This window comes from Janthinobacterium kochi, from assembly GCF_051380715.1.
Lineage (GTDB): Bacteria > Pseudomonadota > Gammaproteobacteria > Burkholderiales > Burkholderiaceae_D > Janthinobacterium.
Genome location: NZ_JBNYXO010000002.1, coordinates 78,190 through 96,049 on the forward strand (window position 1 = coordinate 78,190; position 17,860 = coordinate 96,049).

At 65.5% G+C, this 17,860-nt stretch carries 15 protein-coding genes; 7 read left to right on the forward strand and 8 right to left on the reverse strand.

The genetic code is table 11. From position 1 onward, the window contains the following. Nucleotides 1–257 precede the first annotated feature (257 nt). The 7 genes from ACQ4WL_RS04760 to ACQ4WL_RS04790 all read left to right on the forward strand — a co-directional run bounded on the left by ACQ4WL_RS04760 (nt 258) and on the right by ACQ4WL_RS04790 (nt 7,471). Nucleotides 258–1,004, forward strand: coding sequence for a DUF4198 domain-containing protein (locus ACQ4WL_RS04760; RefSeq protein ID WP_436508426.1), 747 nt, complete (start codon nt 258–260; stop codon nt 1,002–1,004). Between the two features lie 2 nt (nt 1,005–1,006). Beyond that, nucleotides 1,007–1,354 (forward strand): DUF3649 domain-containing protein, encoded by a 348-nt coding sequence (locus ACQ4WL_RS04765; protein ID WP_436508428.1) that lies wholly within the window; start codon nt 1,007–1,009, stop codon nt 1,352–1,354. Continuing rightward, nucleotides 1,351–2,973, forward strand: a complete 1,623-nt coding sequence (locus tag ACQ4WL_RS04770; protein WP_436508429.1) for a PepSY-associated TM helix domain-containing protein — start codon at nt 1,351–1,353, stop codon at nt 2,971–2,973. Before ACQ4WL_RS04765 ends, ACQ4WL_RS04770 begins: the two co-directional genes overlap by 4 nt. Beyond that, entirely contained in the window at nt 2,973–3,326 is a 354-nt protein-coding gene (locus ACQ4WL_RS04775; RefSeq protein WP_436508430.1) for a DUF3325 domain-containing protein, read from the forward strand. Before ACQ4WL_RS04770 ends, ACQ4WL_RS04775 begins: the two co-directional genes overlap by 1 nt. Before the next feature lie 111 nt (nt 3,327–3,437). After that, nucleotides 3,438–3,980 (forward strand): sigma-70 family RNA polymerase sigma factor, encoded by a 543-nt coding sequence (locus tag ACQ4WL_RS04780; protein WP_436508431.1) that lies wholly within the window; start codon nt 3,438–3,440, stop codon nt 3,978–3,980. Next, on the forward strand, nt 3,977–4,930 hold the full coding sequence (locus ACQ4WL_RS04785) for a FecR domain-containing protein (protein WP_436508432.1): 954 nt from the start codon (nt 3,977–3,979) through the stop codon (nt 4,928–4,930). Before ACQ4WL_RS04780 ends, ACQ4WL_RS04785 begins: the two co-directional genes overlap by 4 nt. Before the next feature lie 90 nt (nt 4,931–5,020). Then, nucleotides 5,021–7,471, forward strand: a complete 2,451-nt coding sequence (locus ACQ4WL_RS04790; protein WP_436508434.1) for a TonB-dependent siderophore receptor — start codon at nt 5,021–5,023, stop codon at nt 7,469–7,471. On the opposite strand, the gene ACQ4WL_RS04795 is transcribed toward ACQ4WL_RS04790, so the two are convergent. From ACQ4WL_RS04795 to ACQ4WL_RS04830, 8 genes are all read right to left on the reverse strand, one after another. Further along, the gene (locus ACQ4WL_RS04795; protein WP_436508435.1) at nt 7,462–9,276 is read right to left on the reverse strand and encodes a putative bifunctional diguanylate cyclase/phosphodiesterase; all 1,815 of its coding nucleotides are present in this window, start codon (nt 9,274–9,276) and stop codon (nt 7,462–7,464) included. The two genes, ACQ4WL_RS04790 and ACQ4WL_RS04795, sit on opposite strands and share 10 nt — an antisense overlap. A gap of 168 nt (nt 9,277–9,444) precedes the next feature. Then, a complete protein-coding gene (locus ACQ4WL_RS04800; RefSeq protein ID WP_436508436.1) occupies nt 9,445–11,082 on the reverse strand; it encodes a methyl-accepting chemotaxis protein in 1,638 nt (545 codons plus the stop codon). 227 nt (nt 11,083–11,309) lie between these two features. Beyond that, nucleotides 11,310–12,785 (reverse strand): xylulokinase, encoded by a 1,476-nt coding sequence (gene xylB, locus ACQ4WL_RS04805; RefSeq protein ID WP_436508438.1) that lies wholly within the window; start codon nt 12,783–12,785, stop codon nt 11,310–11,312. Between the two features lie 36 nt (nt 12,786–12,821). Next, nucleotides 12,822–13,700 (reverse strand): AraC family transcriptional regulator, encoded by an 879-nt coding sequence (locus tag ACQ4WL_RS04810; protein WP_436508440.1) that lies wholly within the window; start codon nt 13,698–13,700, stop codon nt 12,822–12,824. A gap of 38 nt (nt 13,701–13,738) precedes the next feature. Further along, a complete protein-coding gene (locus tag ACQ4WL_RS04815; RefSeq protein WP_436508441.1) occupies nt 13,739–14,875 on the reverse strand; it encodes an ABC transporter ATP-binding protein in 1,137 nt (378 codons plus the stop codon). A gap of 154 nt (nt 14,876–15,029) precedes the next feature. Then, nucleotides 15,030–16,064 carry an NAD(P)-dependent alcohol dehydrogenase gene (locus ACQ4WL_RS04820; RefSeq protein ID WP_436508443.1) on the reverse strand — a complete coding sequence of 345 codons (1,035 nt, stop codon included), beginning with the start codon at nt 16,062–16,064 and terminating at the stop codon, nt 15,030–15,032. A gap of 13 nt (nt 16,065–16,077) precedes the next feature. After that, nucleotides 16,078–16,905 carry a carbohydrate ABC transporter permease gene (locus ACQ4WL_RS04825; RefSeq protein WP_436508444.1) on the reverse strand — a complete coding sequence of 276 codons (828 nt, stop codon included), beginning with the start codon at nt 16,903–16,905 and terminating at the stop codon, nt 16,078–16,080. Further along, nucleotides 16,893–17,783 (reverse strand): carbohydrate ABC transporter permease, encoded by an 891-nt coding sequence (locus ACQ4WL_RS04830; RefSeq protein ID WP_436508445.1) that lies wholly within the window; start codon nt 17,781–17,783, stop codon nt 16,893–16,895. The genes ACQ4WL_RS04825 and ACQ4WL_RS04830 overlap by 13 nt, the downstream gene beginning before the upstream one ends. Between the last annotated feature and the right edge of the window lie 77 nt (nt 17,784–17,860).

A 17,860-nucleotide genomic window follows, 5' to 3' on the forward strand; every position in this document is an offset into this window, starting at 1 on the left:
ATTTGGATTCCGTTCGGAGTCTGCATCCCGCATGTCCCGCCTGCCATCGACCGGTCAGGACGGCATGGCTGATGCGCAGCTGGATGACACGCTGCGCCAGCCAGGCATCCCCGCCAAGCAAGCCTTCCCATATCAATCACAACAAAGGTAGTTTCATGGCGCGAGCACGTTCGCTGGCCGGCGCTGCCGCCGCCACTACCCGGTACTTTGCACCGCTGCGATAACCACGTTTCTCACCACAAACTAAGGCATACACCATGCACATCACTTCCATCGCGCACCTCGGCGCCCTCGCCACCGCCCTGCTGGGCACGGCCATCGCTTCTGGCACGGCCAGCGCGCACCAGATCTGGCTGCAGCAGGACGGCAAGGCGGCCAGCGTGTACTTCGGCGAGTTCGGCGACAACCTGCGCGAGGCGTCGCCCGGCCTGCTGGACAAGTTCAGCATCAGGAACGTGACGTGGCTGTCGGCCAAGGGTGCGCAACCGCTGCAGGCGAGCAAGACGGCCGGCGCGTTCATCCTGAATGGCAAGGTGGGCGCAGGCGAAAGCATCATCGTCGAGGTAGACAACTACCCGTCGTGGGAAGAGAAAAAGGATGGCAAGAGCACGCGCACCGTGTGGGTTCCGGCCGCGCGCCTGGTCGCCGACGCCAGGGCGCAAGCGCCCGCGCTGACGCTAGATCTGGTGCCGACCGGCAAACCGGGCCAGTTCCAGGTCAGCTACCAGGGCAAGCCGCTGGCGCAAGCCAAGGTCAACGCCGTGGTGCAATCGGGCTGGGGCAAGGAAGCCTGGAGCGATGCGCAAGGCCTGGTCAGCTTCCCGCTGCCATGGAAGGGAAGCTATGTACTGGAAGTGCAGCACACGGACAAGACTGCTGGCCAGCGCGGTGCGCAAGCCTATGACAAGGCCATGTTCGTGACCACCCTGAGCCTGCTGCAACCGCAAGGCGTGACGCCGCTGCCGGCCGGCCCGGCCCTGCCACCGAGCAAGGATCACGACTGACCATGCAAGCCCCAGCCACCACTGAAACCACTGAAAAAATCGCGCGCCTGCGGCTCTCCGCCGGCGCGGTGTACCGCCTCGGCGTGGCCTCGCGCAGCGTGGCCGCCATCGTTGGCGGCTACGTGCTGGCAGCGCTGGTCACCATGCTGCTGTCGGTGAGCCTGCCCATGGCCCGTTCCGAAGCCGTCATGACGGCCACCCTGCTGTCGTTTGCCATCTACACCTGCGTGGTGATGTGGGTCTTCGCCACGCGCAGCGCCCTGCGCGCCTGGCTGGGCCTGTTGATTCCCGCCGCCGTCATCGCCGCCATCCTGCAATGGATGGACGCACTCTCCTGGAGTCTCGCATGAAAGAAGGTTTCCGCCAGTCGATGGCATGGCTGCACACCTGGTCCGGCCTGCTCGTCTGCTGGATCTTGCTGCTGGTGTTTTGCGCCGGCACGGCCAGCTACTACCGCAATGAAATCACCCTGTGGATGCAGCCCGAATTGCACGGCGCCGCCGCCAGCCGGGTAAGCACAGAGGAAGCGGCCAAGGTCGCGCAAAAAGCGATGCAGGAGCGCGCCACGGGCGCCACGCGCTGGTTCATCAGCCTGCCCGGCGAGCGCAGTCCCGCCACGCAGCTGGGCTGGAGCAAGCCATCGCAACCGGGCGAAAAGAAGCGCGGACGGCGCGGCAATTTTCATAGCGAAAAAGCCGACCCGGCCACGGGCGAGGTGCTGTCGAAGCCGCGCGAGACGCGGGGCGGCGAATTCCTCTACCGCCTGCACTTCGACCTGCACTACATGTCCGCCATCTGGGGCCGCTGGATCGTGGGTTTCTGCGCCATGTTCATGTTCGTCTCCATCATCAGCGGCATCGTCACGCACAAGCGCATCTTCAAGGACCTGTTTACCTTCCGGCCGAAAAAGGGCCAGCGCTCGTGGCTCGACGCGCACAATGTGACGGCCGTGCTGGCCCTGCCCTACCACATCATGATTACCTACACGGGCCTGGTCACCCTGATGTTCCTGTACATGCCATCGGGCGCCACGGCCGCCTACAAGGGCGACCAGGATGCCTTCTTCGCCGAAGCGTTTCCCGGCCGCTCGGGCGACAGCAAGCCGGCCGGCGTGGCCGCGCCGCTGACGCCGTTCGCGCCCCTCGTGCGCCAGGCGGAACAGCACTGGGGCGGCAAGGTCGAACGCATCTCCGTGAATCACCCGGGCGACGCCAACGCCACCATTTCGCTGACGCGCGCCGGCGGACGCGACATGTCGGCGAAGCAGCCATCGATGGAATTCGATGGCGTGTCCGGCAAGCTGCTGTCGACCGATGGCGACGCGCAACCCGGCGCCGCCGCGACGCACGGCGTGATGGTCGGCCTGCACGTCGCGCATTTCGGCGGGCCGCTGCTGCGCGCCCTGTTCTTCCTCTCCGGCCTGGCCGGCTGCGCCATGGTCGCCACGGGCGCCTTGCTGTGGGCCGTCAAGACGCGCCAGAAGCAGGCCAAGGCGCTGGCCGCCGGCAAGCGCGCCAGCTTCGGCCTGCGCCTGGTCGAAGCGCTCAACATCGGCGCCATCGCCGGCATTCCGATCGCCTTCGGCGCCTACTTCTGGGCCAACCGCCTGCTGTCGGTGACGATGGAAGAGCGGCCGAAAGAGGAAATCGCCTGCTTCTTCGGCGCCTGGGCCCTGGCCGCCATCATCGCCCAGCTGCGCCCCTCGCGCGCGATGTGGCGTGTGCAGCTGGCCGTGGGCGCCTTCCTGCTGGCATCGCTGCCCGTGCTGAACGTTTTCACGACCAATTCGCACCTGGGCGTGACCCTGTTCCTGGGCCGCGGCCCCGTGGCGGTGGCCGCCTTCGACCTGGTGGTGCTGGTGCTGGGCCTGGGCCTGGCGTATGCGGCGTTCAAGTTAAAACCGCTGCCCGTGAAGGCGGCCAAAACCACACCCGCCGCCAAGCCGGCAACGACGATGGAGGCCGCGTAATGGAGCTGCTGGCCAATTTTCTCGTCTTTGCCCTGTGCTATGCGGGCCTGTCCTCGCTGTGCCTGGCCATGGACCGCCACTACGCCGATTTGCACGGACGCGGCGCCGAACCGCCCGCACCACTGCGCCGTCGTTTGCAGTGGGCAGGCTGGCTGGCGCTGGCGGCTGCCCTGGCCTGGGCCATGCACATCGCCGGCGGCGGCTATGGCCTCGTCTACTGGGTCGGCAGCCTGACGGGCTGCGGCTTGCTGCTGATCTGGCTGCTGCCCTACGCCCCCCACCAGGCCATGCGCCTGGCGCGCGTCATCGGCGGCGCGGCCGTGCTGGCCGCCGTCGCGCTGGCAGTGCTGTAGTTATCGCGGCTGTGCTGCCAGCCGTGGTGGCACAGCAACAGAGCATTGCATCGGCACGGCTGTCGCGCTAAAATGAGAATAATTCTTATTTGCATTAAGGTCTTCCCCACCATGCCAGGCAGTCCGTTCGCGCCCTCCCCCCTGCTGCCCATGCAGCTGGAAAGCCACTACCGCGCGCACCACGGCTGGCTGGCGCACTGGCTGCAGCGGCGCCTGGGCAATGCTTTTGATGCCGCCGACCTGATGCAGGACACTTTCATCCGCCTGCTGGCCGGTGCCCCCGCACAGCCACAAACGCCAGCCCTGCGCGCACCGAAGGCCTATCTGGCGACAGTCGCCAAACATTTGCTGATCAATCATTTACGGCGCCAGTCCCTGGAACGCGCCTGGGTCGATGCGCTGGCCGCCCTGCCCGAACAGCATGTGCCATCGACCGAGCAGCGCGCGCAAATACTGCAGGCGCTGCAAGCGGTCGATGCCATGCTCGATGGCTTGAAACCGAAGGTGCGCGCCGTCTTCATCATGGCGCAGATCGAAGGCTATACGTATGCGGACATCGCCGCGCAGCTGGGCATCGGCGAACGCTCCGTGAAACGCTACATGGCCGAGGCGCTGACCGAATGCGTGCTGCTGGCGCCGGACCTGCTGCCATGAGCGCGGCCGCTCCACCATCTCCCCCGCTGTCGCGCAAGGTGGCGCGCCAGGCGGTCGAATGGTATTTGCTGGAGCAATCGGGCCAGGCCACACAGGATGATTTGGCGGCGTCGGCGCAATGGCGCGCGCACGATCCGGAACACGCGCGCGCCTGGCACAGGGTGCAGCAAGTGAGCCAAACGGCGAATTTGCTACCGCCGGAGCTGGCCGTGCCCGTGCTGCGCCGGCCGCAGCGCCGCGTGGCCGTGCAGGTGCTGCTGGCATTGATGGCGGCGCCCGCCGCCTGGCTGCTGGTGCGCCATGAACTGCTGGCCGACTACCGCAGCGGCGTGGGCGAACGGCGCGAGGTGTCCTTGCCCGATGGCAGCTCCCTGGTGCTCAACACGGACAGCGCCGTCGACCTGGCGTATGGCGCCGATAAACGTTTGCTGACGCTGCGCCGCGGCGAGGTACTGATACAGACGCACCCCGACCACGCAGGCAGCCGCCCCTTCATCGTCGCTACCTGCCATGGCCGCATCCGCGCGCTGGGCACGCGCTTCACCGTGCGCGTCGACGACGACAGCAGCCGCGTGACAGTGCTCGAACACGCGGTGGAAATCACGCCGCGCGCGCCCTCGGCCACCGTGCGCACGCTCATGGCGGGACAACAAAGCCGCTTCGACGCCAGCCACGCCAGCCTGCCCGCGCCGGCGCCGCTGCAAGCCGATGCGTGGGCGCACGGCATGCTGGCGGCACAGGACATGCGTCTCGATGCCTTCGCTGCCGAATTGTCACGCTACCGCCCCGGCCTGCTGCGCGTGGAGCCGCAAGTGGCGGGCTTGCGCCTGTCGGGCGCCTTCCAGCTCGACGACACCGACGCCGTGCTGGAAAACCTCGCGCGCATGCTGCCCGTCGACGTGCTGTACCGCACTCCGTACTGGGTCACCCTCACGGCCCGCAAAAAATAATCGTGAAAAGTTGGCCTCTTTTTTCGGCATGGCCTGTCCTGTGTATTGCAACGACATCTTGCAACGACACTCCACCAAAAAGGCCAGACCATGCACCCACCCCGTTTGACTCCCCTCGAGCGCGCCATCGGCAGCGCTGTGTTCCTGCTGTCGCTGGCGCAGGCGCCGGCCATGGCGGCAGCTTCCGGCACCGCCCCAGCCAGCACGCAATTCAGTTTCAGCGTGCCGCCAGGCGAGCTGTCCGCCGCCATCGCCAGCTTTGCCATCGAAGCAAAAGTGAGCGTGGGCGCGGCGGCCGAACTGCTGCAAGGCGTGCGCACGCCGGGCCTGAGCGGCAGCTACACGGTGCCGCAGGCACTGGCCCGCCTGCTGGCCGGCACAGGACTGGAAGCGCTTCCCAGCGGAGAGCGCAGCTACGTGCTGCGTAAATCGGGCGCAGCCTCGCCTGCCGCGCCGATTGCCGCCACCCTGGACGAAGTGGCCGTCAGCTCCAGCGCCCTGCGCGACGGCACCACGGAAGGCAAGCGCGGCTACGCGGGCCTGACCAGCGCCACGCGTTTGAACCTGTCGCTGCGCGAAACGCCGCAAGCCGTCAGCGTCATCACACGCCAGCAGATCGACGACCAGGGTTTGCGTACCTTGCAGGATGTGCTGCTGCAGGCGCCCGGCATCACGGTCGACCATTCGTCGAGCACGCGCGAATACGACCAGGTGTTTTCACGGGGATTTGAAGTCACCTCGTACATGTTCGACGGCATCCCGACCAGCAAGAACCTGGAAGCGCGCACCTACGACATGGCCATCTACGACAGGGTCGAAATCATCCGCGGCGCAACGGGCCTGATCAGCGGCACGGGCAGCCCCTCGGCGGCCGTCAACCTGGTGCGCAAGCGCCCGGGCCGCAGCTTTGCCGCCACGGCCGGCGCGCAGCTGGGATCATGGGACCGCTACCGCATCGAAGGCGATGTCTCGAGGCCCTTGACGGCGGACGGCAAGGTGCGCGCGCGCCTCGTCGCCGCGCATGAAGAGCAGCGCTCGTTCATCGACCGCTACCGGCAAAAAAAAGACGTACTGTATGCCATCGTCGAAGCGGACCTGACGCCATCGACAGTGCTCAGCGCCGGCATCAACTACCAGCAGGAAAAGCTCAAGGGCGCGGGGCGCGACTTCCCCATGTTCTATGCCGACGGCTCGCAGACCCATTTCCCCCGCTCGATGAACGGCACGGCCGCATGGAGCACGTATGAGCGCGAACAGAGCATGCTGTTCGCCACGCTCGACCATTACTTCGACAACGACTGGATCGCCAAGCTGGCAGTCAGCCGCAGCAGCAACCAGTACGACGCCTTGCAGGGCTTTTCCGGCAATGGCTACCCTGACCGCGTGACAGGCGGCGGCATGCGGCTGTGGCTGGCCAACTGGCACAGCAAGCCGCAACAGACCTCGCTCGACGCCTATGTCAGCGGCCCGTTCCAGGCCTTCGGCCGCCAGCACGAACTGGTGCTGGGCGTGAGCGCCTCTGAACTCAAGACGAATAGCCCCATCTATCCGAACTGGCGCCTTGATGGCTATGACTATACGGTACCCGATATCCATGCCTGGAATGGCGCTATGCCGGTCCCCGACTACAGCGGTACGCGCCGGGGCAGCTCGTACGACAAGGAACGGGAAAGCGGCCTGTATTCGACCCTGCGCCTGCGCCCGACGGACGCGCTGTCGGTGATTCTCGGCGCGCGCCTGTCGTACTGGAAGCGCGACATCCGCAGCGATTATGCCAACGGCACGAACCTGTACGACGCCATGCGCGAAAACGGCAAGATCACGCCGTATGCGGGCCTCGTCTACGACCTGGGCCGGCACTGGTCGGCCTACGCCAGCTACACCAGCATCTTCACGCCGCAAAGCCAGCGCGACGTCAACAGCCGCTTCCTGGCGCCGTTGGAAGGCAAGAACTACGAAGTGGGTGCCAAGGGCGAATTCTTCGGCGGCAAGCTCACCACCAGCGCCGCCGTCTTCCAGCTGAAGCAGGAGAACCTGGCCGAAGCCGACCCGGGCAATGTCTGGATCATCGGCACGGGCGGCGGTTCCTACGCCTACCACACGGTCAAGGGCGCCACCACGCGCGGCGTCGAGGCGGAAGTATCGGGCCAACTGCGTCCAGACTGGCAGCTGACGGCCAGCTATGCCTATAGCCGCATCCGCAACGCGGCTGGCGCGCGCATCCAGACCAGCCAGCCGCAGGGCATGGCCAAGCTATGGACCACCTGGCGCCTGAGGCAGGGCGTGCCTGGCCTGGTGCTGGGCGGCGGCGTGAACTGGCAGAGCGATATCTACATGGATGACCGCGGGCCGAATGGCGAACGCTTCACGCAGAAGGCGTATGCGGTGGCGGCACTGATGGCGCAGTACCAGGTCAGTGCGCAGCTGGTGGCGACCCTGAACGTGAACAACGTTTTCGACAAGAAGTACTACTCGACGGGCATGGGCGGCTACTACGGCGATCCGCGCAACGCGATGCTGTCGCTGCGCTATCAGTTCTGAATGACTTCACAACTTTTGAGCAGCACCTCGATGCCCTCGGGCGCCATGGCGCGGCCCAGGTAGTAGCCAAACGCCTCGTCGCAGCCCATCTCGGCCAGCAGTTCCAGCTGCTCGCCGCTTTCCACGCCACCGGCGATGGTGCGCAGTCCGAGCGTGCGCGCCATCGCCACGATGGCGCGCACCATGGCGCTGTCGCCACCGGGCTTGCCCAGGTCGTCGACGAAACACTTTTCGATCTTCACGGCATCCGTGGGGAAGCGTTTCAGGTAATTGAGCGAAGCATCGCCCGTGCCGAAATCGCTGATGGCAATCGCCATGCCCAGTTGGCGGAACTGGCGCAGTATCAGTTCGCAGTTCTGGTTACGGTCGATCAGGATGCCGGCAGCGATTTCCAGCTCGATGCAGTGCCCCGGCACGCCGGCCGCCTCCAGCGCGGCGGCGAAATTGCGCGCGATGTCGCGCTGGTAGAACTGGCGCGCCGACAGGCTGACGGACACCGTCAGCATCTGCCCCTGCGCGATCCAGCTGCGCGCCTGTTCCACCGCCGTGGCCAGCACCCAGGCGCCCACCGGCAGGATCAGCGCGCTTTCTTCCAGCACCGGCAAAAAATCGAGCGGCATCATCAGTCCCAGTTCCGGGTGCTTCCAGCGCAGCAGCGCCTTCACGCCCGTGATCGCGCGCGTCTTCAGGTCCATGCGCGGCTGGTAGAACAGGGCGAATTCGTTGCGTTCGAGCGCATGGCGCAGGGCCGTCTCGAGGATGGTGCGCGAATACGACTGCGTCTGCATGCGCGCGGCGTAGCGCAGACAGGTGCCCGGCGCGTGGCGCTTGGCCGCATACATGGCCAGGTCGGCCTTTTCGATCAGCGCATTGACGTCGTCGTCATCGTCCGGGTACAGGGCCACGCCCACGCTGGCCGCCACCGACAAGCTGTATTCGCCGATGACGAAGGGGGCGGCGATGGCGGCGACGATCTTTTCGGCCACCCGCTCGGCATCGTGCGCCGTGCGCAGTTCCGTCAGCAGGATGATGAATTCATCGCCGCCCTGGCGCGCCACCGTATCGACCTTGCGCACGCACTGCTGCACCCGGCGCGCGAACTCCGTCAGCACCTGGTCGCCCACGTCGTGCCCCAGGCTGTCGTTGATGGACTTGAAGCGGTCGATGTCGACGAACAGCACGGCCAGCAAGCCCTGGTGGCGGCGCGCGTAGGCGATGCCGTGCTCAAAGCGGATCTGGAAATGCAGCCGGTTCGGCAAACCCGTCAGGCCGTCGTGGTGGGCGATGAATTCCAGCTGCTGCTCGGCGCGCCGGCGGGCCGATACATCGTTCAGCAGCAGCACCGCACCGCCCTGCGCCAGCGGCGCGCAGCTGTACTGCACATCGATGCGCTTGCCGTCGAGATGGCGCAACAGCACGGCGCCGCGCGCCACCTCCAGCACTTCCTGGCGCGCCACGCACTCGCGCACCTGGCGCGCTGCATCGATGGGCGTGCCGTCGTGGTACAGCGGCAGCAGCTGCGTCACGGGATGGCCCAGACCATCGTCACCCAGCAGGCCACCCATGGTGCTGGCGCGGGGATTCAGGTAGCGCACCACGCCATCGTGGTCGGTGCCGATGACGGCCGCCGGCAATGCGTGCAGCAGCGCCAGCGCATCTGCCATCTGCTGCGCCTGCGCCGCCTGCAGCACCACGCCCGTCGCATGGCGCATGCGCCAGGCGCGCGCCGCCTGCCACTGGCAGGCCAGCAGCACGCTCAGCATCACGGCCAAGCCCAGGCACAGCGCCAGCAGCAGCGCCGTCATGCGTCACCCGGCAAGCGGAAAGTGAAGAACATGGTTTTCCTTTGCAACGCGCGCCAAGCAGCCGGGCGCAGATCCATGCGGAAAGGAAATAGTATAAGAATTTCGCCGAAGTTTTTGCCTGATCGGGCGCCGCTTGACTGGTGTCAAGCGGCGCATGGCATCACAGGTTCAAGCCAGGGACAGCGCGCGCGGATGTCGCGCCTGGGTGCCGGTAGCTGGCGCCCGCCCGCCGGCCGTCTCGTGCAGCTTGAAGACGCTGACGGCGTCGGCCAGCCCGGCCGCCTGCTGTTGCAAGGCGTCCGCCGCCGCAGCGGCCTGTTCCACCAGGGCCGCGTTCTGCTGCGTCACGCCATCCATCTGGCTGATGGCAATGCTAAGCTGCTCGATACCGTCGTGCTGCTCGCCGCTGGCCACGGCGATCTCGCCAATGATGGCGTTGACCCGCTGCACGCTGGCGACTACATCATTCATCGTCTGCCCCGCCTGCCCAGCCAGCACGCTGCCTTCCTCCACCGTGCGCACCGATTCGCCGATCAGCTGCTTGATTTCGCGCGCCGCTTCCGCCGACCTGTGCGCCAGGTTGCGCACCTCGGTGGCGACGACGGCGAAGCCGCGTCCCTGCTCGCCCGCGCGCGCCGCTTCCACCGCCGCGTTCAAGGCCAGGATATTCGTCTGGAAGGCGATGCCGTCGATCACGCCGATGATGTCGACGATGCGCTTCGACGAGGCATTGATGCTGCCCATGGTCTGCACCATTTGCGCCACCGCTTCGCCGCCCCGCTGCGCCACCTCGGAAGCGCCGCCGGCCAGCTGGCGCGCCTGATCCGCATTGTCATTATTCTGGCGCACGGTGGTGGTCAGTTCGATCATCGAGGCGGCCGTTTCTTCCAGCGAACTGGCCTGCTCTTCCGTGCGCGAAGACAGGTCCATATTCCCGCTGGCGATCTGGATCGATGCCGTGGCGATGGCGTCCGTGCCCTCGCGTACTCTGCCGACGATGGCCGCCAGGTTGCCGCTCATGGTCTTCAAGGCCCGCAGCAAGTCGCCGATTTCGTCGCCGCCGCTGTCGGCCACCACGGCGCGCAAGTCGCCAGCCGCCACTTGCTGGGCGATGCCGACGGCCGCTCCCAGCGGCACGGTGATGCTGCGGATCAGCCACCAGACGGTGACGCTGCCCACCACCAGCGTCACCAGCACGGTGGCGAGCATGGCGAGAGTGGCGCTGCGGTGCGCGGCGACATCCTGTTCCGTCATCTGCGCCATCAGGGTGCGCGACTGCTTGCCGATGCCGGCGACGATGGCGTCGATCTGGCGCGTCGGCTCGCGGTCCATGCCCTTGACCAGCGCATCGACGGCCTGCGCGCTGTCGGCGCGCGCGCCATCATACTTTTGCAGCGCCGCCAGGTAGCTCACGCCCAGCGCGTCATGCGCCTGCAGGGCTTGCTCCACCGAGGCCGTATCGAGCTTCAGCGCGGCCATCATGGCTTGCAGGCTTTGCAATTCCTTGCGCGTCTGCGCGCCGCTGGCGACAAACGCTTCGCGGTAGCGCTGAAAGGCGGCCGCCTCGCCGCCGCGCAGCAGGATGTTTTTCCATTCCTGCACCTGGATCTTGAACGTCACCTGCGCGCCGCGCGCCGTGTCGACCGCCTCCGTCAGGGCCACGGAGCGTTGCATGGCGTCCGCGCTGCGCGCACTGGCGGCGTCGAGCGCGCTCCAGCCGCGCACGCCAACAAATACCAGTGCAAGAAAGAAAAAGGCGCCCAACAGACCCAGGCGGACGGAGATTTTAAGATTCGCGAGTTGCATGTATTTCTCCCGGTGGCAAGAACAGGATGGCAACAAAGGCGCCGCCAAAAACTATCCAATTCTCACCAAATGATGAAATCATGCAGCGCACCCCGTGAAAAACCAAGCGATGCTTTCGTTAGAGAAACACTTTCAGCACGGAAACAACAAATTACACAGGAAGGTTGACTGTCTGGCCATATTGCCGGACTCACAGCATGGTCGGGCCGGCAATCTTGTTGGCAGCGCTAGCGCGCCGCCGCGGCCGCTCCCGCGAATTCTTCGCGCAGCAGCGGATACAAACGCCGATAGCGCGCCAGGCGCTCGTCCAGCACGCCGGACGGCTGCGGCGCCACCGTTTCCTGCACGGGCGGGCGCGTGCACACCTGCGCAGGCGGCAAGCCCGTCACCGCCATCTGCGCCAGACGCGCCGCGCCCAGGGTGCCGCCAGCGACGCCATGGTCGTGCCGCAGCACGTTCAAGCCGGAGGCATTTGCGCACAGCTGCGCCCAGAAACGGCTGCGCGAACCGCCGCCCACGAACGACGCTTCCGTCAAGCGCGTACCGGCGCTGCGCAGCGCCGCATTGCCGTCGGCCATGGCAAACGCCACGCCTTCCATCACGCTGTAGGCCAGCTCCGCGCGTCCATGTTCCGTCGACAAGCCAAAAAACACCCCACGCGCCGTGGCGTCGTTGTGCGGCGTGCGCTCGCCGCTCAGGTACGGCAAAAAGACTGGCGCCGTGCGCGCCTCGACGCCTTCGGCCAGGGTCACCAATTCTCCGATGTCGCTCGACTGCGTCAACCGCGCCACCCAACTGAGGCTGGATGCGGCGCTGAGGATCACGCTCATCTGGTGCCAGCGCTCGGGCAGGCAGTGGCAGAACGCGTGCACGCCCTGGCCCGGATTGGGCGCGAAGCCATCGCTGCCAGCGAACAGCACGCCGGAGGTGCCCAGCGACAGCAGGCCGGCACCCGCTTCCACCACCCCCAGGCCCACGGCGGCGGCAGCATTGTCGCCCGCGCCGCCGGCCAGCAGTACCGCGTGGGCGATGCCCCATTCCTGGCACAGGGCCGGACGTATCTGCGCGGCGGCGTGGCTGCCCTCCACCAGGCGCGGCATGTGTTCGCGCGAAAGGCCGGTGGCCGCCAGCATGCGCTCGGACCAGTCGCGTTTGGCCACATCCAGCCACAGGGTGCCCGAGGCGTCGGACATGTCGGAGACGCAGTCGCCCGTCAGGCGCAGCGCCACATAATCCTTGGGCAGCAGGACCGTGGCCGTGGCGCGAAACAGCGACGCTTCGTACTTTTGCAGCCACAGCAGCTTGGGCGCCGTGAAGCCGGGCATGGCCTGGTTGCCCGTGATGGCGCGCGACTCGGGCACCAGCGCTTCCAGTTCCACGCATTCAGCAAAGGCGCGTGTATCGTTCCACAAAATGGCCGCGCGCAGCACATGCTGCTGCTTGTCGAGCAGCGTGGCGCCATGCATCTGGCCCGACAGCGCGATGCCGCGCAAGCCGGAAAACGCCACCGGCTGGGCGCTGCGGATGGCCGCGATCACGTCCAGCGTGGCGTGCCACCAGTCCTCGGGATTTTGCTCCGACCAGCCGGGATGGGGGCTCGACACGCGCAGGGTTACGCCGCTGCTGGCCAGGATGGTTTGCGCGTCGTCGGTCAGGATGGCCTTGACTTCGGAAGTGCCGATATCGATACCGAGATATGTCACGATGATTCCATGTGTAAAAGTGGGTAAAGCCGGCCGTCAGGGGAACGACTCGGGCATGTTCATGTGCAGGCAGGAGCGGAATTTTGACGGCGACATCTGCTTGTGGGCCAGGAACTGGCGGTTGAAATTGGACAGATTGTTAAACCCCGTGCGGTAGCAGATATCGGTGACCTTCATGTCGGTATTCATCAGCAGTTCGCAGGCCAGCGCGATGCGCTCCTGGTTCACGTAATGGATGAAGGAGGTGCCGGTATGCTTGCGGAAGAATCGCGTGAACTTGAGCGTGTTCATCTCCGCCACATCGGCCACGTCCTGCTCGCAAAAATCGAGCGTGATGTTCTGCTTGATATACGCCAGCACCAGGTTGATGGTCGACGACATGTAGCGCCCCGCCTGCGCCAGATAGGTGACGCTGGCCAGCGCACGCCGTTCGCGGCAGTCGCACAGGTCGCCGAACAGGCGCGCGAACAGTTCCACCCTGCGCGGGCCTTGCGCCGTCGTCAGTTCCGCCATCAGCGGCGCCAGGCGCAAGCCCAACGCGTCGGGAAACTGCAAGCCCCTGCCCGCTTCGCCCAGCAGGATTTTCAGGGGCGCCATTTCCGGGAACAGCAGCGCGCAGCGTTCGATGAAGTCGCTGGAAAACTGCAGCACCAGGTCGCGCGCGGGCAGGCTCACGCCTTCGGCCAGCTCGCTGACCCAGTTGTGCGGCAGGTTCGGTCCCGTCAGCACCAGGTTGCCCGGCGCGTAGCTGCCGATATGGTCGCCGACAAAGAACTTGCCGGTCGAGGTGGTGATGATGTGCAGCTCGTACTCAGGATGAAAATGCCATTTCGCCACCACGTGCGGATAGCCGTGCGCCCACGCGCGAAACGATTCGTGTATCGGTTTGTGGATCAGTTCCAGGTCAGGCGTCACGGCAGTTCCCTTGCACAGTCTCGGTGGTGGTGCTTATTCTAACCACTTACCTGACCACTACGCGCCAGGGCCAGCTCGGTCTCGGCATCGAACAGATGGATGTGTTCTTCGTCAAAGGCCAGTTCCAGAGTCTGTCCCACCTGCGCCGCACTGTTGGAGGCATTCGCCGGCAGCAGGGCCGACAAGGTCAGTGCGCCGCACTGAAAGCTGATCAGCGCTTCCGCGCCCAGCAACTCCACCAGGTCGATCACGCACGCCATGCCGTGGACTCCGCCGCTGCCAGGCTGCTGATCCTGCGGCGTGGCGGCGCGCAAGTGATTCGGCCGCAAGCCGAACACCACCCGCGTGCCCGATTTGAGCGCCGCGAAACGGGGCGAGGTCAATGGCCAGCGGTAGCCGGAGCAAATGAGCAGGGTGCGCTCGCCATGCTTCTCGATCACGCCGTCGATGAAGTTCATCGCCGGCGTGCCGATGAAGCCGGCCGCGAACAGGGTGCGCGGATGGTTGTACAACTGGGCCGGCGTGCCGATCTGCTCGATATGACCGCCCTTCATCAGCACCACGCGGTCGGCCAGGGTCATGGCCTCGAGCTGGTCGTGCGTCACATACAGGGTGGTGGTACGAAGGCGGCGGTGCAATCGCTTGATGTCGGCGCGCAGCTGCGCGCGCAGCTTGGCGTCCAGGTTCGACAGCGGTTCGTCGAACAGGAATACCTGCGGCGTCTTGATCATGGCGCGCGCGATGGCCGTGCGCTGCTGCTGGCCGCCCGACATGGCGCGCGGCTTGCGGTCGAGCAGGCTGTCCAGACTGAGGATGGCCGCCACTTCGCGCACGCGGCGCTCGATCTCGTCGGCCGGCACCTTCAGGCGGCGCAGGCCGAAGGCGATATTGTCGTACACCGTCATGTGCGGATACAGCGCGTAGTTCTGGAATACCATCGCCACATTGCGTTCGCGCGGCGGCAAGTCGTTGACGACGGCGCCGCCGATGTACAGCTCACCGCCGCTGATGTCTTCCAGTCCCGCGATCATGCGCAACAGGGTCGACTTGCCGCAGCCCGATGGCCCCAGCAGGACGATGAATTCACCGTCGTCTATCTCCAGGTCGAACGGCTGCAGCACCGCCGTCTTGTGGTCGTAAGTCTTGTGCAGCTGCCTGCAGGCGATGTTTGCCATGGTTAGTCTCCGTCTTCTTAGTACACCTATAAAAACCTGCTGCGCGTCGGTATAGGCGGCCTGCGATGCTCACCGTACCTTCGTACGGTTGCGCTTCTTAGCCACCTCTCCTTTCCGCTCGCGACGGTTTTTTTAGGTGTTGTTAATGAGTGCTTCAGGCCAGTTCAATTTGTATCTTGACGTCGCGCGGGTGGCCCTTGGCCGCCTCCTCGAACGCCTGCACGCCGTCGGCAAAGCCGAAGGTGCGCGAGATGAAGGGTTTCACGTCGATCTTGCCCGAGGCCAGCAGCGCGATGGCACGCGGGAAGATGTTCGCGTAGCGGAACACCGACTCGATGCGCACTTCCTTGGCCTGGATGGCGACGATATCGAAGGGCACCCTGTCTGGCGGCATGCCGACCAGCACCAGGCAGCCGTTGGGGCACAGCAGGTCTATGATGTTGTCGTAGGCGCGCATGCTGCCGCTGGCCTCGAAGACGATGTCGGCGCCCCAGCCTTGCGTCAGCTCACGCACGGTATCGGCCAGGCTGGCATGGCGCACGTCGAGCGTCACCACGGCCGGATTGTCCGCGAACAGGGCCAGTTTTTCCGGCACCAGGTCGGCCAGGATCACGCGCGAGCAGCCGCCCGCCAGCGCGGCCAGCGCATTCATGGCGCCGATGGTGCCGGCGCCGATCACCACCGCCACGTCGCCCGGCTTGATGGCCGCCTTCTTGGCCGCCTGCAGGCCGATGGCCAGCGGTTCGACGATGGCGCCTTCGCCGAAGCTGACGTTGTCAGGCAGCTTGAAGGTGAACGCGGCCGGGTGCACCACATACGGCGTGAGGCAGCCATGGATGGGCGGCGTGGCCCAAAAGCGCACGGCCGGGTCCAGGTTGTACAGGCCGCGCATGGTGGCCGGCGAATCGAACTGCGGCACGCCCGGTTCCATGCAGACGCGGTCGCCCACTTTCAGGTGCGTGACTTGCTCGCCCACTTCGGACACCACGCCCGACGCCTCGTGGCCCAGCACCATCGGCGCTTCGACCAGGAAGGGGCCGATCTTGCCGTGCTTGAAGTAGTGCACATCGCTGCCGCAGATGCCCACCGTGTGCACCTTGATCTTGACGTCGCGCGCGCCGACGACGAGCGGCATGTCGATGTCGCGCAAGGTGATTTTTTCCGCCTGTTCCAGTACGAGTGCTTGCATGATGATTTCCTTTTTATTTGTGTTTGAGCATCGAGTTGAGCAGGCGTCCCAGGATGCCGACGAACAGCAACGGCGGCAGCGCCAGCAGCACGGTGGACGCGTTCACCACGCCCCACGGCACTTCCTGCCCCATCGAGGTAAAGGCCGACGCCACCACCGGCAGGGTCATGCTTTTCGACGAGGTGAGCGCCAGCGCGATCATCAGTTCATTCCAGACCAGCACGAAGCTGAAGACGATGCCGCCCATCAGGGTCTTCGAGGCCACCGGCAGGGCCACGTGCCAGAACACCTGGTAAGGACCGTAACCGTCCAGCGCCGCCGCTTCCTCGATCTCTTTCGGGATGCGCGCAAAGGCGGGAATCGACAGCCAGATGATGGTCGACAGGGTCACCAGCAGATACGTCACCACCATCGACAGGCGCGAGTCATACAGGCCCAGGTCGATCCAGATCGAGATCAATGGAATGGCGACGGCGACCGGCGGCAAAAAGCGCAAGGAGAGCAGGAAGAACTGGATATCCTTCTTGGCCGGAACCGGATAGCGGGCGATCGCATACGCGGCCGGCACGCCCAGCACGGCACCCAGCAGCACGGCCAGGCCGACGATGGCCACGCTGTTGCCCAGTCCCGTCAGCACTTCCGGGCTGGCCAGCACCTGTTTGTAGTTGGCCAGTGTCGGGTTGAAGAAAAAGCGCGGCACGGGCGTGACGATATCCATCAACTCCTTGAAGGAATTGAGCACGGCCCACAGGATGGGAAATAGCGCCACCAGCACGATCAACGTGGTGATGGCGGTAGTGGCGACGGCGCCCAAGCCGCGCGTCATAGTCAGTTTTCCCATTTGGCGACCCGCTTCCAGAGTAAAGTAAAGATGACGGTCGTGGCCAGCATCATCAGCACGGCCATGCTGGACGCATACGACACCTTGCCCATCAGGCCGATGCCTTGCGCATACGCATACATGTCCAGCGTTTCGGTGGCGATGCCGGGGCCGCCCTTGGTCATCACGTAGATCAGGTCAAAGGAACGCAGCGACTCGACCATCTTGATGAACACCAGGCTCATGATGGGCACCTTCAGCATCGGCAGCGCAATATACGCATACACCTGCAGAGTGCCGGCGTAATCGAGGCGGGCCGCTTCCAGCGGTTCGGTGGGCAGGGTCTCCAGCAGTTTCAGGATGACGGCGCCGAAGAACAGGCCCCATTGCCAGATGTCGACCAGCGCCACCGCATACAGCGCCGTGGCGGGGTCGGACAGCAAGGCGCTGCCGCCCAGGCCCACGCATTCCAGCAGCCAGTTGAGGATGCCCATCAGGGGTGAATACATGAACTTCCAGATGAAGGCGGCCGAAACGCGCGGCAGCAGCACCGGCACGATCAGCAGCAGCGCGAGAAGATCGCGCGTGCGGCCCTTGATTCTCTCGAACAGGAACACGGCCAGCAGCACGCCGACGATCAGCGAGCCGGCCACGGTGACCACTTCCCAGATGGCCGACACCTGCACGGCATTGAGGAAGCGGCGGTCACCGAACAGGCGGAGGAAATTGGCCCAGCCCACGTACTCGCTGTCGCTGTAGCGCAGCACGCGGTTTTGCAAGGCCAGGTTGATGGCGGCGATGCTGGGCACCAGGCCCAGTATCAGCAGGACCAGCAGCGGCAGCGTCAGGAACACGGCCGGCAGCCAGGTGTGGCGTTTTTTACGGATGGAGTGCGGCATAAAAATAGGCTTTCAGGCTCGTTAGCGTAAATCCGGGGTCAGACCCGACGGGGGATTGCGCCCCAGTGGGGCGCAAT

Coding starts and splice junctions, on each gene's coding strand:
- ACQ4WL_RS04785 (WP_436508432.1), top strand. CDS start 3,977: ATGAGCGCGGCCGCTCCACCATCTCCCCCGCTGTCGCGCAAGGTGGCG.
- ACQ4WL_RS04780 (WP_436508431.1), top strand. CDS start 3,438: ATGCCAGGCAGTCCGTTCGCGCCCTCCCCCCTGCTGCCCATGCAGCTG.
- ACQ4WL_RS04825 (WP_436508444.1), bottom strand. CDS start 16,905: ATGGGAAAACTGACTATGACGCGCGGCTTGGGCGCCGTCGCCACTACC.
- ACQ4WL_RS04765 (WP_436508428.1), top strand. CDS start 1,007: ATGCAAGCCCCAGCCACCACTGAAACCACTGAAAAAATCGCGCGCCTG.
- ACQ4WL_RS04790 (WP_436508434.1), top strand. CDS start 5,021: ATGCACCCACCCCGTTTGACTCCCCTCGAGCGCGCCATCGGCAGCGCT.
- ACQ4WL_RS04770 (WP_436508429.1), top strand. CDS start 1,351: ATGAAAGAAGGTTTCCGCCAGTCGATGGCATGGCTGCACACCTGGTCC.
- ACQ4WL_RS04820 (WP_436508443.1), bottom strand. CDS start 16,064: ATGCAAGCACTCGTACTGGAACAGGCGGAAAAAATCACCTTGCGCGAC.
- ACQ4WL_RS04795 (WP_436508435.1), bottom strand. CDS start 9,276: ATGACGGCGCTGCTGCTGGCGCTGTGCCTGGGCTTGGCCGTGATGCTG.
- ACQ4WL_RS04775 (WP_436508430.1), top strand. CDS start 2,973: ATGGAGCTGCTGGCCAATTTTCTCGTCTTTGCCCTGTGCTATGCGGGC.
- ACQ4WL_RS04760 (WP_436508426.1), top strand. CDS start 258: ATGCACATCACTTCCATCGCGCACCTCGGCGCCCTCGCCACCGCCCTG.
- ACQ4WL_RS04830 (WP_436508445.1), bottom strand. CDS start 17,783: ATGCCGCACTCCATCCGTAAAAAACGCCACACCTGGCTGCCGGCCGTG.
- ACQ4WL_RS04800 (WP_436508436.1), bottom strand. CDS start 11,082: ATGCAACTCGCGAATCTTAAAATCTCCGTCCGCCTGGGTCTGTTGGGC.
- ACQ4WL_RS04815 (WP_436508441.1), bottom strand. CDS start 14,875: ATGGCAAACATCGCCTGCAGGCAGCTGCACAAGACTTACGACCACAAG.